The following is a 17,281-nucleotide window of genomic DNA, read 5'->3' on the forward strand; positions in this document are numbered from 1 at the left end:
CGTGGAATGTGATTTTGAAACCCGGAGCCCCGTCAACCTGCGCGACTGCGGAGCGTTCGTCTATTTCGAGCATCCCGAGGCGCGCGTGCTGCTAGGCTCCTACCAGATCGACGGCGGCGACATCGGCCGGTGGCGCGAAGGCGAACCCATGCCCGCCGACCTGCGCGCCGCGGTCGAGGCGGGGGCGACGGTGTCCGCCCACAACGCCGCTTTCGAGATGCTGTGCTTCCAATGGCTGGCCGCCAATGCGGGGTGGACCATGCCGCGCTGGGAGCAGTTTCGATGCACGGCGGCCACGGCGGCGGCCATGTCCCTGCCGCGCGACCTGAAGACCCTGGGCGATGTCCTGGACCTGGACGTCCAGAAGGACAAGGACGGACATCGGCTGATGCGGATGTTCTCGATCCCGGACAAGAACGGGGGATTCAAGGAGGCCGCCGATCATCCGGCCGAGTTCGAGGCCTATCACCGCTACTGCGACGACGACGTTCTGACCGAGGCCGCCGCAGACGCCAAGCTGGTGCCCCTGTCCGCCGACGAGCAGGACGTCTGGCAGCTGTCCGAGCGGATCAACCGCCGCGGCATCCGCATCGACGTCCGGTCCGCGCGGGCCGCGATCCGGCTGGCGGACAAGGCCGTCCAGGACCTGAACCGGGAGATGGCCGAGCTGACTGGCGGCGCCGTCCGCAAGGTGTCCGAGGTCTCGAAGCTGGTGGCCTGGGCGCGAGAGCAGGGCGCTGACCTGTCCGGCGCGGCGCGCAACGACATCGACGAGGCGCTGCAGCTGGTCGATTTGCCCGCGAAGGTCCGCACGGCGCTGGAACTGCGCCAGGAGGGCGCGAAGACCAGTGTCAAGAAACTGGAGGCCATGCTGAACCGCGCGTCGGCCGACGGGCGCGTGCGGGGCTCGTTCATGTATCACGGGGCCGGCACCGGCCGGTGGACCAGCATGGGCGTCAACTTCGCGAACATGCCGCGCCCGCGCCGCGCCTACGAGGACGCGCACCTGAACACGAAGACCCTGTTCGAGGCGTTCCGCACCGAAGATCCGGCCGTGCTGAAGACGCTCTACGGCGACGATCTGGGCCGGCCGCTGCATCTGATCTCCGACGCGGTGCGGGGCTTCGTATGGGCCGCGCCGGGGCATGAACTGGTCCAGGCCGACTATTCCGGCATCGAGGGCGCCGTGATCGCGTGGCTGGCGCGCGAGGACTGGAAGCTGGCCGCCATGCACGACATCATCGCGGACCCGAAGATCCCCGACATGTATCGCCAGACCGCGGCGCGCATCCTGAACCTGCCACTGGAGGTGGTCGACAAAAAGCACTGGGCCCGCCAGGCAGTCGGCAAGGTGTCGGAACTGGCGCTGGGCTTCCAGGGCGGCGTGTCGGCCTTCGCCTCCATGGCGGCCATCTACAGGGTCGATCTGGACGCGCTCTATGCGCCCGTCTGGGAGAACGCCGACGAGGAGGAACGGGAGAAGGCCGTCAAGCGGCATGCCAGCGTGTCGAAGCGCGCGAAGGAGGCCTCCGACCGGATGTCGCGCGAGGCATGGATCGCCTGCGAGATCATCAAGCGCGGATGGCGCGCGCAGAACAGCGCGATCGCATCGTCCTGGCACGATGCGGAATCGGCCGTGCGCGAGGCCGTCGAATATCCCGGCACGGTGACGGAGGCGATCCGCTGCAGGTTCGTCGTCCGGCTGGGCTACCTGTGGATGCAGCTGCCCTCCGGCCGGTGCCTGGCCTATGCCTCGCCGCGGCTGGCGTCGCAGGTCTGGGCCTGCGTGCGGCTGGACGACGGCCAGTGGTCCGATCCCGAGGTCATGGAGCGCGAGGAAGCCGAGAAGCTGGCCCTGAAGGGGCATTGCAAGATCGAGGGCGACACGTCGCCGGGAATCCGTTTCCTAGGCGTGGACGGCACGACGAAGAAGTGGCGCCGCTCGGCCCTCTACGGGGGCCTGATCGTTCAGAACGCCACCCAGGCCGCGGCGCGGGACATCCTGGTCAACGGGATGCGGAAGGCCGAGGCCGCGGGTTATGGCGTCGTGGCTCATGTGTATGATGAAATCCTAGCCGAAGTGCCAAGAGGGTTCGCTAATATATCTTCATTTGAAAAACTAATCTGCGAATTACCCGCTTGGGCCGAAGGCCTGCCATTAACCGCAGATGGGTGGGTCGGAAAAAGATACAGAAAAACTTAAACGACATGAACCCATTGAACACCATTGACCACGTTGCTGATGGTGCTGTGACCGACGCCAAGTTTTTTAGCCATAGCCCTGCGCGTCATGCGCGGGGCGTTTTCCCGTATCCACCTGACCTCGTCATCTGTAAGCTTAGCGAAATAGTGATTTTCTCCTTTGGCTTGGTTCATCGTTCCGTGCAAATGTCTGTCCATTGCGTTTGAAGAACGAGTTCCGTAGCGGATATTTGAAACCCTGTTGTCTGTCCTGACACCATTATCATGACATACTTCTGTTCCTTCGGGACGCGGCCCTAGAAATGTCTCGGCAACAAGAGAATGAACACTAGCGCATCTGCGCTCACCTCCAGGACGAGTAAGAGAAACCATGGCATAGCCGTTTTTACCAACTGTCGGTTTCAATTTCTTACCTTTGTGCAAACGATTCTCTATATTGCCGAACCGGTTAACAACAGGAGATCGTCTATCCACAGATCGAACGTCTCCGTCGGTGCTTACTTGATATTCTCCTTCCCACCCAGGAACATCACGCCATTGAAAATCTATCATTACTAACCTCCTTGGTCGGGGTTAGTATAGCAAAGACTATTCATTCTATAAACAGTTAAAAGGGCACTTTCTCATGTCAGAAGTTGAAGGCCGCGACCAGTTCGGCGACCGCGATGCTGGTGCCCGCCGATCCGCGGTTCGAGAACAGCGCGCACGGCGTGCCGCCCCATGCCAACGGCGCGCTGCCGACCGGCGTCGAGACCGAGATCAGGGGCGTGTTGCCGGACCAGTCGCCGAAGATGTTGACGATCTGGTCGGTGCCGCTGACGACGCCGCGCGCCCGGATGCGCGCGTTCGTCCAGAAGTCGATCGTGACCGTGCCCGTCCCAAGCGCGCCGCCGATCTCGGCCGCGGTCCCGTCGCCATAGAGCAGGGCGTCGTAGAGGCCCAGGGTCGTGTCGTTGTTCCGGTAGAGCATCAGCCCGCGACGGATGTTGCTTTCGACCGTCGCGCCCGCGCCGAAGGAGCGGGACGACCACAGGAAGAAGCCCGTCTTGTCGGCCAGCGTCGCGCGGTAGAGGGCGTCAAGCGGTGCCCCGCGGCCGAAGCCGATCAGGGTCGGGCAACCGACATTGGCCCACTGGTCGCGGCCCAGCTTCTCCGTTCCCGTGTGGGTCAGGACGCCGACCTGCGAAATCGAGCGAGCGCGGCGCGCGGCGAAATGGCCGAGGTAGACAGGGCTGTCGGCGTTGTCGGTAGGTGCGTTGAATACGACGCGGGACAGGCCGACGGGCAGGGCGCCCAGATAGCCGGGGCTCTCGGCCATCCGGTAGCCGGGCGCGGGGGCTGTCCACCCGGCATGTGGCGAGAACCGGTTCGACGAGGACCGGGCGAGGTAGTCGTAGATCGCGATGACCGGGGCCGACGCCAGCGCGCGCGGGGCGTAGAAGCCGTCCGCGTCGACGCCGCGCCAGAACAGGTCCCGATCGGCGGCCGTGTTCCAGGCCCACATCTTCAGGAGCGCCTGACCGGTCGAGTAGGCGCCGGACGCGATGTTCATGGACCCGCCGAACTTCGTCGCGATCCCGCCGATGCCGAAGGTCAGGGCCGCCGCGTTGCAGAACTTCGACCAGGGCGCGACGTCGATCACCTCGTCATCGTTCATCCACAGCGTATTCGGGAACAGCATCGCCGCGATCAGCGCGCCCTTCAGGCTGTGGAAGTTGTCGTCGCCGTGGATCGTGTCGCTCTGGACGGACGCCCACCGGACCGCGCCGTCGCGCGCCGCCCACATTTCCAGCTGGCGCGCGTGGCCGTCCAGCACGTCGATGCCGAGTTCCGCACCGACGGCGCGGTAGACCTCGATCACGCCGGAGATCTCGGAGCCGTTGGCGTTGTCGTCCGTCAGCGTCGCGTCGGGCGTCAGGAAGATCGGGAAGGCGCCGGTCTGGTCGATGCGGTCGACCAGCGCGATCAGCTGCGACCGGAACGCGCCGGGGCTGTAGGATGCCCGACGGATGTCGTTGATGCCGAAGGAGATGATGACGGCCTGGGGTGTGCCGTATCCGGGGTTGTTGAAGATCGCGGCGTCGATGTTGGCCAGTGCCCAACCGTCGACGAGGGCCTTGCCGCCGTAGCCCGCGTTCCAGACCGAGATCGAGTTGTTCTCGAACATCTGGCGCAGCGCGGTCTGGGCGATCGCGGGCCATGCGTTCGCGGGCGTGTGGGCAGCGGCCCCGATCGCGGCGCCGCCGGCCGTCGTCGGGTTGCCGGTCCATCCGGTCGTGCCGGTCCCGTCGGTCGTGCTGTCGCCATAGGCCGCGAATACCGCGCTGGCGCCGTTCGACATGGCCGCCACCAGGCGCGCCAGACGGCCGGCGAACCGCTGGGGCTTCTTCGCCTCTTCCGCGGATGCGGCCGCCGCCGCGATGCTGGCCAGCAATGCGTCCTGCCGATCACGGCCTGAAGTCGGTCCAATGGCCATGTGTTACCTCACGAGATGCTTGTGATGACGCCGCCCGAGACGGTGATCGTCTTGCCGTCGGTCGTGGTGAAGGTGCCCGACACGGTGCTGGGGGTCGGCACGACGAAGCGGGGCAGGGAGAAGATGTGCAGCAGTTCGGATGCGGCCGGGTCGAAGGACAGCAGCAGGTCGTTGCCGTTCGGCGTGGTGTAGTCGACGCCATGCGTCAGCGGGCCGAAGGGCGAGCCGCCGAACAGGATGTGGTTGTCGTCGTCGAGACGAAGATCGCCGCCGGCGCGATTGACCAGATAGCGGCGCTGGCCGGCGTTCGTCAGGATCTGCTGGCGGCGGAATACCGCGCCCTGGATGTCCCAGTCCTCGGCCTGGCTGGCGACGGCCAGGATCGCGGGCATGTTGTTGGCCACGAAGACGACGCGGTCGATCTCGCCCGCCACGGTCACGACGGACGACAGGTCGGCCTCGATCTCGAACCAGCTGTTGACGGTATCGCTCAACCGCCGCGTGACCTCCGCGATGTTGTCCAGTTCGATGTCCAGCCGCGTGCCCGGCAAGGGCACGTCAGGCAGGTCCGCCTGGTAGTTCGCGAAGCTGTAGGCCCGCACATAGGGGGTCGTTTCGGCCATGTAGCGCCTCAATCGCCTGAAATCGTTGGCGGCATCATACCGGACCTGTCAGGCGATGTCTTGCAGAATGTCAGGTGATTGGTGGAGCGCCTGACAAATGGCTTGCGTGACGGTCAAGTCTGACATACAACCTTACATGACCGACACGAAAAGGAGGCCTCGAATGAGAGTGAAACAGGTCCAGAAGGCCAACAGCAAGGTCAGCACCACCATGCGTCTGCCGCGCGAATTGGTGAAGGCGCTGGACCGGGTTGCGAAGCGCGCGGGCGTGTCCCGGACGAACTACTTCGTCGCGCTGCTGGAGCGTGAACTGAAGCCCCAGCTGCCCACCATGCCTGCCGCGTCTGAAAAGACGACCGACACCAACATTTTCGGATGACACCACCCACCAACGGAGAACGAACATGACCCGAGACGACCGGCGCTCCGGCGCCCCCGACTTCGACGACATCGCGGGCTTCCGCACCGATCACGCCCGCCCGCGCAGCGCGGCGTCCCGCCTGATCGACGGCCTCTGCCTGCTGGCGTTGGCCTGCACGGCCATGGTGATGCTGTGGCTGATGGTCAGCAACGCCTTCGCGGCACCGACGCGCCCGGCGGCCTGCGCTGCCTATGCCGGCGCCGAGGCGGCGGCCTGCGTGCAGGAGGGGCTGTGATGTCCCCGAGACCTGCCCCCGCGGTCCTGCACATCGGCCGCTCGACGATCCAGGGCGACGACCTGGTTGCAGCCTGGAAATCCACCGGACGGATGGTCGCGGTGGCGGAAACGGAGAAAGCGAAATGACCGAACGACTGACCGACGAGGCGCTGTCTGACGACGAATTGGACCTGCTTGCAACTGCCGGGTTGGCTAGGCCATGGGTCTCTCAAATGGCCCGCGAACTTCTGGCCTACCGCCGCGCCACCCCTGCCGACGATCTGCGGGCGGCGCTGGAGGGATTGCTGCACGCTGTCTGCGGAGAAAACGGGTTTGCAGCGGCCGTCCGAAGCGATAGCGGCTACGGCTACCCGTGGCCGGCCTTGGACATCGCAGAAGAACGCGCCCGCGCCGCCCTCGCCAAGATCACACAGGAGGGCAGGAAGTGAGTGCAACTGTTGCCGACAGTGCCTGCGATGTCGTCATCAACATCGTGGAGGACCGTCCTGCCAGTGGCATGTGGCACTGCGGGCCGAACGCTTGCTGGATCACCGTCACTCACCTGCCGACAAGGGCGCAGGTGCGGGTTTATAGCGGCGGGGTCAAGAGTCAGCATCGGGCGCGGCAGAACGCCATGGACCTGCTGGCGATGATGATTGCGGAGCATGGCGACGAGCCGTGCCTGTTCCCCGAACGGATTGCACAGGAGGAATGATGGGATGCTCTTGACCATCGAGCAAGCCGCCACGCAGATGAACATTCCCGCTGCCGCCCTGCGGCGCGAAGCCGACCGCCCCGGCCTGCTGGTGCGCTTCGGGCGCGCCGTCAGGATCGACCCTCAAACGATGCCGGAGCTGATCGAGAAATGCCGCAACGCGCCAAAGGTCCGCGAACTTCTGGCCCACCGCCGCGCCACCCCTGCCGACGATCTGCGGGCGGCGATGTTGCGGTGGTGCGACGCACGTCAACGCGACGTTTTGGGCTGCGCGGAGCTGAACGCTCAAGAAGAGGCTGCTGCGATCATATGGCTTAACAACTTCCGCGCCGCCCTCTCGCAGAACGGGGGTGCTGCATGACCGAGCCGACGCACGAGGAGGTGGAGCGGCTGTTCATCGTGTCGCCGCAGTTCCAAGGATACGCCGTGCGGGAGGCTGATTATCAGGCCCTCGCCGCCGAGAACGCCGCCCTGCGTGAGCGGCTGGAAGCGGCGGAACAGCAGGCGCTGATCGAACGCGAGTATTCGGACGGCCTGTCCGCGCAACTCACCGAAGCCCTGAGCGCCCGGCTGGCTGAGGAGTGGAACGCCGCCATGGACAAGGCCGCCGAGATCGCGCGCGGCAACGGCGCCCATGCGACGGCCAGTGCGATAAGGGCGCATCGGAGGAAGCCATGAGCAGCGACCGCAAGCCGCACAGGAACGGCGTCCCTACGACAATTCGCGGCGTCACCTACCCGTCGCAAGCCGCAGCGGGCCGCGCGCTGGGCGTATCGCAGAAGGCGGTATTCCTAGCGTCCGAACGCGGCACCCTTGACAACGTCGGTCTTGGTAGAAACCACTGGCGCAAGCGGCGCATGTATCTGAACGGCGCACCGTTCGAAACGCAGAAAGACATGGCGGCTCATCTGTCGATCCCAGCCAGAACCATTGCGACCATGGTGTTCAACGCCCGCCGCGCGGGCAAGGCCAGCGTGACCCGCGACTTCGGCACGATCACCTGGGACGATGCTGGGAATGTATGATTTGACGACAGGCTTGCCGACAGACGCCGGCCGGGCGTAAGAACGAAAGAAGGCGGGGAACGACCCCCGCCTTCCTCTCGACGACGAAAAACCCCCACCAACAGGATCGCGGCCAACATACGACACCCGATCATCTACATCAAGTAGCTGTCTGGCGTCTGTCGTGCAGATGTTGCGATCTGACGACACGGCCCGCTCTCCACCGACAAGAGGCCCTGATGAACTTCGCCGATCTCTGGGCGCGCGGCTACACCAGCCTCGTGCCGATCATCCCGCCGACCGCCCCGATCTCGGCCAACTCCACCCTGTTCAAGCGCATCGGCACGCCGCAGGACGGTCGCGGCAAGACGCCCGGCATCAAGGGCCGGGACGGCAACTGGTTCTCCTGGGACTGGGTTCCGCATGTGGCCGACGAGACCGATCTGGAGCGGTGGGAGCGCATGGGCGCGGGCGTCGGCATCAAGACCGGGTCCGGCCTGATCGCGATCGACGCGGATGCCCCGACCGAGGCCAACGCACGCATCATCAAGGACGCCATAGAGCGGCACCTGGGGACCGCCTTGCCGATCCGCGTCGGGCGCTACCCCAAGGCCCTCTACCTGGCCCGTGTGACCGACCCCTACAGCTACACGCGCATCGAGTTCGGCCCGCGCGACGACCGCGGTCAGGCAGAGCGCGTCGAGGTGCTGTCGGATGGCCGAATGTTCGTGGCCCACGGCATCCACCCGGGCACGCGGCAGCCCTACGAGTGGCCCCGCGCCCTAATGGATTACGACGACCTGCCGCTGTTCGAGCCCCAGCAGATCGACGGCCTTCTCCAGGACCTGCTGACGCTCCTGCCGCAGGCCGGGCCGGACCCGAAGCTGATCCGGGAAGGCGCCACCACAGACATCAACCAGGCGTCCCTGCAGGGCGATATCGCCGTGGTCCGGCGGGCGGTCGCGGCCACGCCCAACACCACGCGCCATTTTCCGACGCGGGAGTCCTACCGGGACTTCGGATACGCGATCAAGGCGGCCCTGCCCGACCACCAGGACGAGGCCTTCGAGATCTATGCGTCCTGGTGCGACAGATGGGAGGACGAGCACGGCCGGACGAACGACCCCGACGTCTATGCGGCCGACTGGAGACGCATGAAGGGGCCGTTCCGCGTGGGCGCCTCCTATCTCTACGAGAAGGCCGAAGCCACGTCAGATGGAGCCTTCAGCCGCGCGGATGCGTGGTTCAAGCCCGTCGCGGTGGACACGGCGACCGGCCGGCAGCAAGGCGCCACGATCTTCGACATGATCGCGGAGCAGGAACGCGAGGCGGACCCGGAAGGTCACGGGCAGCGTCCGTTCTTTCCTCTGCTGTCGATCGACGACATCATCAACCGACCGGCGCCGAAGTGGCTGGTCGAGGACAAGATCCCGCAGACCGGTCTGGGTTTCCTCTACAGCGAGCCGGGCGTCGGCAAGTCCTTCGTGGCGCTGGACATGTGCCTGACGATCGCGGCCGGCGCGGGCGATTGGCACGGCGACGCGATCGAGTGCGAGCAGGACGCGCCCATCGTCTACATCGCGGCGGAGGGCGAGAGCGGCTTCCGCAACCGCATCAAGGCTTGGCTGCAGGAACACCCGGAGGCGAACCGGGCGGCCGTCCTGAAGCGGCTGAAGGTCCTGCCGCGCACGGTCAACTTCATGAAGGCCGAGGACATCGCGCTATTCCTGGCGTCGATCGAGGCGGCGGACATCCGGGCGCCGGCCATGGTGGTCGTGGACACCGTGTCGCGCGCCATGCCGGGCGCCGACGAGAACCTGCAGAAGGAGATGACGATGTTCGTCGCGGCCTGCGACCGTATCCGCGACGCCTATCAATGCGTGGTGCTGGGCGTCCACCACGCGGGCAAGAGCGGCGACCTGCGGGGCTCCACGGTGCTGCTGGGCGCGGGCGACTTCGTGATGCGGCTGTCGCGGAAAGACAAGTCGGCCTCCATCGTCAGACTGGCGTGCGAGAAGTCCAAGGACGGGGCGGACGACTGGTCGACCGACTTCCGCATGGCCAAGGTCACGCTGCTGGGCGACGAGCGCCCCAAGGGCGGCTTCGAGACATCCAGGGTCATCGTGCCGCTGGGCGCCGCTGTGGCGGCCGACGTGACGCGCGAGGGCGGCGATCCGAAGGGCGGGGTCATGGGGCTGGCGCCCGGTCTGTTCGAGGCCATCCTGGACAGCGTGGAGGCGGCCTGGGGCTCGGGCGACCCGTGGGCGGGATACCGCGGGCGCGTGGAGGAGGATCGCAAAGGCGTCGTCCGGCTGATGCGCGAGTTCAGGATGGAGCGAGATTTTGCCATTTCGTTTTTGGACGGTCTGGTCGATGCGGGGGTCCTGGCCATCGAAAGGACGCCCGGCAAGGGTGATCGCAGGAAAGGCTATCGGGTTGTGCGACGTGACGTTGGGGGTGGTGGTTGTATGTCTGGAAGTATGTCAGACCCCGGCGGCGTTTTCGGCTAATATGGAGGTGGCACAGTGGTGGCACAGTGGTGGCACAGTCGTCCAAAAGGTGGCACAGTGGCGGCTAAGTCATTGATTTCATTAGTGGCACAGTGGAGGTGGCACAGTGGTGGCACAGTGGCACAGTGGAAGGCTAAGTATTTGTTGCCATTTGCTTTTTGGGTGGCACAGTTAGGTGGCACAGTTGGCACAGTGGACTATACTACGTATACCCGCAGGCGGCCGCCGCCCTTGAGGGGCGCGGCCTTGCCCGGGGTATCCTCGTAGAGGGCCGCGAAGAAATGCGAAAAGTTTCCGGCGGCGTTGTATGTCATTGTAAGGTATGTCTGTTGACAATGGCCGACGCAGCGGGCGGCCAAGTGCATACCGCGCTTGGCCGTTCCGCGTTTCCGGTGTTAGTCGTTACAGGCGCGTTTTGAGGGGGCCATGATGGACGCTGGTGTGATCTTGCTGTTTCTGCTTGGCGCGGTTGCCGCGTCCTTGCTGGTCGTTCCGATCAAGGACCAGAAGCTGTTCTGGTTCGTCGTTGTGCCCCTGGGCACTCTGGCGGTAGCAGGGGCCATTTGACGGGCAAGCAAAAGCCCCGCGCGGCGAACCGGGCGGGGCGTTGTGTGGTTCAGCTGGTGGCGCGTCAGTAAAAATCAGGCGTGACGACAAAGCCCTCTGTTGCGTGATGTTCCGCGACGCTTTGGGAATCGAACCCCCTGCGCTTGTTGAAATGCCCTTTCGCGTGCACATACCATTTAACGCGGTGCCCGGAGAATTGCAGCGAGGACATGGTTTCGATATATTCGGCATCGGTCATCGAGTCAGTCCCTTTCACGGTTGGGGATACATAGCAGGATCAGATAGGCCGCCAGACGCCCCAGGAGGCCGCACAGGGCGGCAAAGAGGGCTGCGGCGGGGGTGAGTAGCGCGACGGCCAGAATCAGGGCCCACAGCACGCTTACAGCGCCTCTAGCACTGCGCGCTTTGCGGCATCGCGCGACATGGCCCGGACATAGGCCACACCTTCGTGCGCGAACCCCTTAACCCATACGGCCCAAACGGGGCCTTCAGACGGGGAAAAGCCCCAATAAGCGCCGCCTGCGTCATATTCCCCGGCGGGGCCCGCTACTGCCAATTCTGCAAGCGTGCAGTTTTCAGGATCAACCATCAGGATGTCGGACGGGCGCCCCATGGGCGCGCCATAGGTGCAGGACACGGCGGGGAAGGGGCGAAAACGTGCGGTCATGGTGTGAGCCTTTCGGGTTTGGGTGACGTTCCAGCGTTGCGCCCCGGTCATGCGGGGCGCCCCACAAGCGCGTCAGTCGCCATTTCAGACAGCTTGGATAGCCTGAAACCCGGCTTTCTCCAGTGCGCGCGTCCAGTCGCCAGCGTCCATGTCATGGCGGGCGGCCATGAAAGCGGCGCAGGCGTCCAGCTGCGCCCCGGTCATATCGAAACATTCCTTACCGCCTTCAGCGTCGGCGAACTTGCCGATTGCCTCGGCGACGGCCGCCGACCGCTTGTCATAGCCATAGCCGCCAGCAAAGCCCCGGACCATCTCGGCGCCGATCCAGTGAACATAGGCGTAAAGGCGGCCCGCACCATCGGCGGGAAACTTCAGCGCGACGGTAGCGACGCGCTCGCCGTCCTTCAGGATGACAAAGGCGGAAACGCTTCTGAAGGCGGCGGCGTGTTGGTCATAGATCTTGGTCATGGGTTCAGGTCCTTGTGCGGGTTGGTGGGTTCAGGAGGGGTTCCGGGCGGGCCGCCCGTTCACGCGGCCTTGCGCATAGAAAATATCAATCTTGCGCTGCAGTTTCCCGGTGCGTTCAAAATCCGATTTCATGGTTATATCCTTTCGATTTGGTGTGACGTTCCAGCGTTGCGCCCCGGTCATGCGGGGCGCCCCACAAGCGCGTCAGTCGCAATTTCAGACAGCTTGGATAACCTGGGACTTGTCTTTCTCGTGAGCAACCCGCGCTGCGTCGCGCGCTTTGTAGGCGGCGCGCAGGTTGTCACCCGGCTGGCCGCGGCCGCGCATCTCATAGCGGGCAATGCGCGCATCGCGGCCGAATGCGGCTCGCAATTGTGCGTCCCAAGCGAGATCGGCTTTAAGGAAATCGGTTAAGGTGCGCATGGACATTGTTGTATCCTTATGAGTGCTGGTGGGATCGGGAGGGGTTTCGGGGCAGGCCGCCCGTTCTAGGCGGCCCTATCGTCTTCTGCGGGTCAGGGGATGCATCGGTTCGCGCTTCTTATGTTGTATGTCATAGTTGTATGTCAGACAAACACGACAGACAAGGGGAAAGTTGCATAGGAATGCAGATTTCTTTGCGAACGGTTCTCAACTGGCGTATGGTGATAAATCGCAGCGTTTCCCGCCCGTATAGTAGCGGGTCGACATAAACGTTAAGCATTTGAGGCGGTTAGCGGAAGGGTTACACTCATGCCGAGGCGCGGCGGGCATCTCACGCCACAAGAAAAGGTCTTTGTTAAGCACATGGCGGAAACAGGAAACGCGCCATTCGCGGGCTATAAGGCGGGCTATGCTGACCCCGATCGGTTGGCGTGCAAAGTGGCCGCCCGGCCCGCTATCGCGGAAGCCGTGCGGGTGCAGCAGGCTAAGCATATCGAAAACAAGCTGTTGCCCAAGGCGGTGATGGCGCTTGAAAAGATCCTTGACGACGCGGTATCGGAAAAGCCGCAGATGACCGCGAAAACCCACGTTGAGGGCATCAAAATCACCATGTCCTACTCGCTAGGCCGCAACGCCGAGGCCCCGGACAAGGCCCCCGAGGATATGACACCGGCCGAATTGGCCGCCCGGATCGTGGAATTGCGTGCCCGCCAGATCCAGGCATTCGAGGCTATGCCCGAGGTGGAAGTGATCGAGCATGAGCCCGCCCAGGACGGCGACGTCTTCGGGTGACTCCCTTACAAAGGGGGCGCAACGAATTGATAACGCAGGCGTTAGGCGCGGTTTGTGGGCGCAGCTTGCGCGCAACCGGCCCGCGCGGGCCGGCCTCGGCCTCGATCGAGGGCCGGGCCGCCCCCTGGGGGACGGTTCGCCGCGATCCCGAAAGCCTGCGCGGGGCCCCGATAGAAATTTGCGGCCCCCAAAAACTTCGGGGTGGCGCCCGACCCGCCTAACAGCCCGCACCGGCGACTCGTCCTTGACGTCAGGCGCGTCTGTCAGGCATCCTGCAACCTCCTGACACAGGCGCCGAGAAGCGCGATAGATTGAAAAGGACGACCCGATGCACTCCGAAGACGAGATCGAGGCCGAAATCCAGGCCAAAGGCAAAACCGCGCCGCGTCTTACGCCGGCAGATATCGACGCGGCCGTGAAGCACGAGCAATTCCACGTTTTTCCGGACACCACGCTTACCGTGTGCGCACTGACGCTGCGAAACGGCTTCATCGTCACCGGGGAAAGCGCCGCTGCGAGCCCCGAGAACTTCGACCGCGAGATCGGTCGGAAAATCGCGCGCGACAACGCGCGCAACAAGATATGGGCGTTCGAAGGGTATCTTCTCCGCGAGAAGCTGCACACTGCCTCGGTCTGAATGTAAGGCTCGACGCCAGACATCGCCTGACGCATCCTGCAAGAACCTGCTCTGTGACCTCGAACTGGCCCGCTGCGCGTCTCCTCCCCGCGCAGCGGGCTTTTCCTTGTGCGGGGGCCGAATGTCTGGCATGTTGGCCGTCAAATCAGACAAGGATCATGCAATGGCCGTCGTCACGCTCAATCAGACCACCTTCGTCCAGGTCGACGCGGCAGCCGCGGCGGTCCTGGTCCAGTTCCGCGGCGTCAGCGCCGTCCAGGTCGCGCAGTCGGCCACGCCGGCGGCGGACGACTGGATCATCTTCGGCGGGAACGACCTCGTCCGGTTCCCGGCCGGGACCGCGATCTTCGCCCGCGCGCTAAATGGCGGGCCGTCCCGCGCCGTGACCCGGCCGTTCGAATGATGCTGCTGCCCGATCTGGCGAACTCGGGGCTGCCCGCGCCCGCCGGCGGCACCACGGCCATGTTCGGAGCCGGGGCAGGCGGCGCCGCGCCAACACCCCCGCCCGCCACGGCCCCCGCGCAGTTCGGCGCGGGCGACTGGGCTGTCGCGACCGGCGCGAACCCGAACGAGGTCACGCTGACTGTGTCGGCGCTGCCGTCGAACGGCGGGTCGGCGATCACGGCGCTGCAGTATTCGATCGGCGCGGGCTGGGTGGCGCTGACCGGCACCGGGACCGGCGCGCGGACGCTGATGATGGCCGCGCCGGGCGCGGCATACACGTTCCAGATCCGCGCGGTGAACGCGATCGGCGCGGGAACGGCCAGCGCGTCGAAGACGGCCACCAGCGGGGCCGCGGCCGCGCCGCCGCAGATCGCGGAGTTCTACGGAACCGGGCCGGGGCAGGTGCCGATGCGCCTGCAATCGTCCACGGCTGTTCTGTCGGGCGGGAACGTCCAGCGCGTCCCGAACGCGGGCGGCGCGGGGTCGGCGTTTGACCTGATTGCCGGAACGGCTGCTATCACGCTGTCTGGAACGGCGATGGACCTGACACAGGACGAATGGCTGCGCTGGTCGAACGTGACGCAAGCCGCTGCGCCAGACCTTATGTCAACGAACGTGTTCATCGTGGCCGATGTGACACTGGGCGCGGTAGATCAGTATTTCTTGGGCAACGGAAGCCCGCAGGCGAACGTCTGGCTGACCTCGAACGGCGCGGTCATGCGGTTCAGCCGGAGGAACCCGACGACCAACACCGTTGAGCAGATCAACGTCAACCTATCGCCTGTCGTATCGACGGGCCTGCGCATCTACGAGATCGAGTTCCTGCCGGGCGCGCCCGCCGCGAACGGGCAGACCTCGGGCGGGTCGATCAACGTCCGCGTCAACGGCGTCCTGCGCGGCACGGCTTCGCACCCCTATCCCGAGTTCAGGACCTGGAACTTCGCGGCGGGGCAGAACCCGGCCAATGGCAACGGCATGGTCGCCAAGGTCTCGGACATCGTCTCGATCATCCAAGGCGGCGACTACGCGGCGCGCGTGCCGATCATCCGGCAGCGGCTGAACGACATCTATTCGGTGGGCCTGTGATGCTGGGCGCGATCATCCGTGAACTGCTGCGGCCCGAGGCGCAGCGCGACCCGCACCACTGGGCCGCCACCTTCGGAGGCCACGCCTGGCTTCTGCTCGGGCCGTGGGGCGTCATCGCGATGGGCTGGTCCATGTGGACCGCTGCCTGGGTGACGCCGATCCTCTACGGCCTTCTTTGGGAACTGCCCCAATACCTCATGGCGGGGCGCCGGACGCGCGCGCTGGCGCGGGACTGCATCCTGGACACAACGGCCGTCGCGTTCGGGTGTTACGCGGCCGCGCTGCTCGGGAACGGCTATCAGATTGAGGCGCTGGCGTGCTGGGGTTCGACGGTCGTCGTGATGGCCGCTGGCTGGAGGACACGGGCATGATCGTCGACTGGTTCACGCACTTCCGCGTGCGGCGTCTGGAGTGGTCCCTGGCCATCTACACACTCGGCTTCGGGCTGTTCCTGATGTTGCCGCCCGTCAGCTTCGCCACGACCGGCTACCACGGCGTCCTCGGCTATCTGTCCGAGTTCAGCTGGGGTGTCGTCTACGCCCTGACCGGCCTGCTGCACAACGTCGCCCTGCACGTCAACGGACGGGCCGCGTGGACGCCCTTCGCGCGCCTGGCGACACTGGTGCTGAACAGCCAGGTATTCATGGCAATGGCTTTGGCTTTCGCTTCTCACAACCCATGGGGCTCCGGGGTATTCACCTACGGGGCCATCGCGTCGCTGTTCTGCATGATCGCGATTGTCGCGGCCGCCGAAGACTGCGGACGGGAGATCAAGATATGGAAGGAGGGTCGCGATGCCCGAGGTTGACTGGAACGCCTTCATGCAGGCTCTCGTCGCGTTCTTCGTCGCCACGCTCGGCGCCTTCGGCATCGCCAAGGGGAAGGCCAAGTCGGACGGGACGGCTCCGCCGGACCGCGCACCTTCGCCGCACGAAGTGAAACAGGCCCTCTACGACATGCAGTCGAAGCTGGAGCGCACCGGCATGGACGAGGCCGCGGCCGCCAGCCTGAAGAAGTCGATCGACCTGCTGGCCGGGGCGCTGGATCGCAACACCGCGGCTTGCGGCGCCATGTCCGATCATCTTGGCAAGATCAAGTCGTCGATCGACGACATGGTGAAGGAACTGGAGTTTTCATCCCGCCAAGGCGGGTTCGGCCGCGGCCGCTGAAAGGATAGACCATGCGTAGCAATTTCGAAGCCTGCCTCGCCCACGTCCTGCGCCACGAAGGGGGCTATGTCGACCACCCGAGCGATCCGGGCGGCGAGACCAATTTCGGGATCAGCAAGCGGTCCTACCCCGGCGAGAACATCAAGGGCATGACCCGCGCCCGCGCGGCGCACCTCTATCGGCGCGACTTCTGGGACGCCATTCGCGGCGACGATCTGCCCGCGGGGCTCGACCTGGTGGCGTTCGACGCCGCGGTAAACTCGGGCGTCTCGCGCGGCGCCAAGTGGCTGCAGCAGGCCGTCGGCGCGCAGGATGACGGGAAGATCGGGCCGGCGACCCTGCTGCGCGTCAGCAAGACCGACCCCCGCGACGCCATCAATGCCGCCTGCGATATCCGTATGCGCTTCCTGCGCTCGCTGTCGACCTTCAACACCTTCGGGAACGGCTGGACCCGGCGCGTGGCCGAGGTCAGGGCCGCCGCGCTCGATATGGCCGCCAAGCACCCGACCGTGCAGGCGCCGAAACCTACGCCTGCGACGTCTGAAAAGGCGACCGGCAACCTGACGATCCCGGCGGTTTTCGCCGCTATCCTGGCCGCTGCGGCGGCCTTCATCTGGAAAGGCTGAACCATGATCGGAACTGCAGCACTCGCGATCCGCATCGCGCTCTACGCGATCGGCGGCGCGCTGACCTGGACGGGGGCCGTCACGATGACGGGCGCCGACAACGCATGTATGAATATCCCTCTGCTGGCTGAGACGCTGGCGACCGGCACGTCCGGCGTCATCGGCGGGCTTGGCACCGTGATCGGCAGCATCGTCTGGTCGCGCTTCGCCAAGAGCAAGGGCGGCGTGACCTGAC

Annotated in this window: 26 protein-coding genes; 19 read left to right on the forward strand and 7 right to left on the reverse strand. The window is 65.2% G+C overall.

The features are described from left to right. The first annotated feature begins 1 nt into the window (after nucleotide 1). A complete protein-coding gene (locus AC2SGK_RS13715) occupies nucleotides 2-2,203 on the forward strand; it encodes a DNA polymerase family A protein (RefSeq protein WP_488324068.1) in 2,202 nt (733 codons plus the stop codon). Here the strand turns inward: AC2SGK_RS13715 and AC2SGK_RS13720 are convergent. The 3 genes from AC2SGK_RS13720 to AC2SGK_RS13730 form a co-directional block, all read right to left on the reverse strand. Beyond that, nucleotides 2,200-2,754, reverse strand: a complete 555-nt coding sequence (locus tag AC2SGK_RS13720) for an NUMOD4 domain-containing protein (RefSeq protein ID WP_488324069.1) — start codon at nucleotides 2,752-2,754, stop codon at nucleotides 2,200-2,202. The genes AC2SGK_RS13715 and AC2SGK_RS13720 overlap by 4 nt on opposite strands. 76 nt (nucleotides 2,755-2,830) lie before the next feature. Next, the gene (locus tag AC2SGK_RS13725; RefSeq protein WP_488324070.1) at nucleotides 2,831-4,636 is read right to left on the reverse strand and encodes an SGNH/GDSL hydrolase family protein; all 1,806 of its coding nucleotides are present in this window, start codon (nucleotides 4,634-4,636) and stop codon (nucleotides 2,831-2,833) included. A 50-nt stretch (nucleotides 4,637-4,686) separates the two neighbouring features. After that, nucleotides 4,687-5,301, reverse strand: coding sequence for a hypothetical protein (locus AC2SGK_RS13730; protein WP_488324071.1), 615 nt, complete (start codon nucleotides 5,299-5,301; stop codon nucleotides 4,687-4,689). Nucleotides 5,302-5,464: 163 nt separating this feature from the next. Between AC2SGK_RS13730 and AC2SGK_RS13735 the strand changes: the two genes are divergently transcribed. The 9 genes from AC2SGK_RS13735 to AC2SGK_RS13775 all read left to right on the forward strand — a co-directional run bounded on the left by AC2SGK_RS13735 (nucleotide 5,465) and on the right by AC2SGK_RS13775 (nucleotide 10,167). Continuing rightward, the gene (locus AC2SGK_RS13735; RefSeq protein WP_488324072.1) at nucleotides 5,465-5,680 is read left to right on the forward strand and encodes a hypothetical protein; all 216 of its coding nucleotides are present in this window, start codon (nucleotides 5,465-5,467) and stop codon (nucleotides 5,678-5,680) included. Between the two features lie 25 nt (nucleotides 5,681-5,705). Beyond that, nucleotides 5,706-5,957, forward strand: a complete 252-nt coding sequence (locus AC2SGK_RS13740) for a hypothetical protein (protein WP_488324073.1) — start codon at nucleotides 5,706-5,708, stop codon at nucleotides 5,955-5,957. After that, nucleotides 5,957-6,085: a hypothetical protein gene (locus tag AC2SGK_RS13745; protein WP_488324074.1), complete on the forward strand. Its 129-nt coding sequence runs from the start codon at nucleotides 5,957-5,959 to the stop codon at nucleotides 6,083-6,085. The genes AC2SGK_RS13740 and AC2SGK_RS13745 overlap by 1 nt, the downstream gene beginning before the upstream one ends. Next, nucleotides 6,082-6,387, forward strand: coding sequence for a hypothetical protein (locus tag AC2SGK_RS13750; protein WP_488324075.1), 306 nt, complete (start codon nucleotides 6,082-6,084; stop codon nucleotides 6,385-6,387). The genes AC2SGK_RS13745 and AC2SGK_RS13750 overlap by 4 nt, the downstream gene beginning before the upstream one ends. Then, nucleotides 6,384-6,653: a hypothetical protein gene (locus AC2SGK_RS13755; protein WP_488324076.1), complete on the forward strand. Its 270-nt coding sequence runs from the start codon at nucleotides 6,384-6,386 to the stop codon at nucleotides 6,651-6,653. The genes AC2SGK_RS13750 and AC2SGK_RS13755 overlap by 4 nt, the downstream gene beginning before the upstream one ends. A gap of 4 nt (nucleotides 6,654-6,657) precedes the next feature. Then, a complete protein-coding gene (locus AC2SGK_RS13760) occupies nucleotides 6,658-7,014 on the forward strand; it encodes a hypothetical protein (RefSeq protein ID WP_488324077.1) in 357 nt (118 codons plus the stop codon). Further along, nucleotides 7,011-7,331 carry a hypothetical protein gene (locus AC2SGK_RS13765; RefSeq protein WP_488324078.1) on the forward strand — a complete coding sequence of 107 codons (321 nt, stop codon included), beginning with the start codon at nucleotides 7,011-7,013 and terminating at the stop codon, nucleotides 7,329-7,331. Before AC2SGK_RS13760 ends, AC2SGK_RS13765 begins: the two co-directional genes overlap by 4 nt. After that, entirely contained in the window at nucleotides 7,328-7,678 is a 351-nt protein-coding gene (locus AC2SGK_RS13770) for a hypothetical protein (protein WP_488324079.1), read from the forward strand. The genes AC2SGK_RS13765 and AC2SGK_RS13770 overlap by 4 nt, the downstream gene beginning before the upstream one ends. Nucleotides 7,679-7,896: 218 nt before the next feature. Continuing rightward, nucleotides 7,897-10,167: an AAA family ATPase gene (locus AC2SGK_RS13775; protein ID WP_488324080.1), complete on the forward strand. Its 2,271-nt coding sequence runs from the start codon at nucleotides 7,897-7,899 to the stop codon at nucleotides 10,165-10,167. A gap of 631 nt (nucleotides 10,168-10,798) precedes the next feature. Here the strand turns inward: AC2SGK_RS13775 and AC2SGK_RS13780 are convergent. The 4 genes from AC2SGK_RS13780 to AC2SGK_RS13795 form a co-directional block, all read right to left on the reverse strand. Continuing rightward, nucleotides 10,799-10,972, reverse strand: a complete 174-nt coding sequence (locus AC2SGK_RS13780) for a hypothetical protein (RefSeq protein ID WP_488324081.1) — start codon at nucleotides 10,970-10,972, stop codon at nucleotides 10,799-10,801. A gap of 141 nt (nucleotides 10,973-11,113) precedes the next feature. Then, nucleotides 11,114-11,401 carry a hypothetical protein gene (locus AC2SGK_RS13785; protein WP_488324082.1) on the reverse strand — a complete coding sequence of 96 codons (288 nt, stop codon included), beginning with the start codon at nucleotides 11,399-11,401 and terminating at the stop codon, nucleotides 11,114-11,116. A gap of 84 nt (nucleotides 11,402-11,485) precedes the next feature. After that, on the reverse strand, nucleotides 11,486-11,869 hold the full coding sequence (locus AC2SGK_RS13790) for a hypothetical protein (RefSeq protein WP_488324083.1): 384 nt from the start codon (nucleotides 11,867-11,869) through the stop codon (nucleotides 11,486-11,488). 216 nt (nucleotides 11,870-12,085) lie between these two features. Next, nucleotides 12,086-12,298 (reverse strand): hypothetical protein, encoded by a 213-nt coding sequence (locus AC2SGK_RS13795; RefSeq protein WP_488324084.1) that lies wholly within the window; start codon nucleotides 12,296-12,298, stop codon nucleotides 12,086-12,088. A gap of 303 nt (nucleotides 12,299-12,601) precedes the next feature. On the opposite strand from AC2SGK_RS13795, the gene AC2SGK_RS13800 reads away from it, so the two are divergent. From AC2SGK_RS13800 to AC2SGK_RS13840, 9 genes are all read left to right on the forward strand, one after another. Further along, nucleotides 12,602-13,084: a hypothetical protein gene (locus AC2SGK_RS13800; protein WP_488324085.1), complete on the forward strand. Its 483-nt coding sequence runs from the start codon at nucleotides 12,602-12,604 to the stop codon at nucleotides 13,082-13,084. Nucleotides 13,085-13,412: 328 nt separating this feature from the next. Beyond that, entirely contained in the window at nucleotides 13,413-13,721 is a 309-nt protein-coding gene (locus AC2SGK_RS13805; RefSeq protein WP_488324086.1) for a Gp49 family protein, read from the forward strand. A 163-nt stretch (nucleotides 13,722-13,884) separates the two neighbouring features. Then, the gene (locus AC2SGK_RS13810; protein ID WP_488324087.1) at nucleotides 13,885-14,124 is read left to right on the forward strand and encodes a hypothetical protein; all 240 of its coding nucleotides are present in this window, start codon (nucleotides 13,885-13,887) and stop codon (nucleotides 14,122-14,124) included. Continuing rightward, the gene (locus AC2SGK_RS13815; RefSeq protein ID WP_488324088.1) at nucleotides 14,121-15,251 is read left to right on the forward strand and encodes a hypothetical protein; all 1,131 of its coding nucleotides are present in this window, start codon (nucleotides 14,121-14,123) and stop codon (nucleotides 15,249-15,251) included. The genes AC2SGK_RS13810 and AC2SGK_RS13815 overlap by 4 nt, the downstream gene beginning before the upstream one ends. Beyond that, nucleotides 15,251-15,622 (forward strand): hypothetical protein, encoded by a 372-nt coding sequence (locus tag AC2SGK_RS13820; RefSeq protein ID WP_488324089.1) that lies wholly within the window; start codon nucleotides 15,251-15,253, stop codon nucleotides 15,620-15,622. The genes AC2SGK_RS13815 and AC2SGK_RS13820 overlap by 1 nt, the downstream gene beginning before the upstream one ends. After that, on the forward strand, nucleotides 15,619-16,059 hold the full coding sequence (locus tag AC2SGK_RS13825; protein WP_488324090.1) for a hypothetical protein: 441 nt from the start codon (nucleotides 15,619-15,621) through the stop codon (nucleotides 16,057-16,059). Before AC2SGK_RS13820 ends, AC2SGK_RS13825 begins: the two co-directional genes overlap by 4 nt. After that, nucleotides 16,046-16,420 (forward strand): hypothetical protein, encoded by a 375-nt coding sequence (locus AC2SGK_RS13830; RefSeq protein ID WP_488324091.1) that lies wholly within the window; start codon nucleotides 16,046-16,048, stop codon nucleotides 16,418-16,420. Before AC2SGK_RS13825 ends, AC2SGK_RS13830 begins: the two co-directional genes overlap by 14 nt. A gap of 11 nt (nucleotides 16,421-16,431) precedes the next feature. Then, entirely contained in the window at nucleotides 16,432-17,046 is a 615-nt protein-coding gene (locus tag AC2SGK_RS13835; RefSeq protein WP_488324092.1) for a glycoside hydrolase family 108 protein, read from the forward strand. Nucleotides 17,047-17,049: 3 nt separating this feature from the next. Continuing rightward, nucleotides 17,050-17,280, forward strand: coding sequence for a hypothetical protein (locus AC2SGK_RS13840; RefSeq protein ID WP_488324093.1), 231 nt, complete (start codon nucleotides 17,050-17,052; stop codon nucleotides 17,278-17,280). Nucleotide 17,281 lies beyond the last annotated feature (1 nt).

The organism is Paracoccus sp. NIOT.M2S5SZ12 (assembly GCF_057748165.1).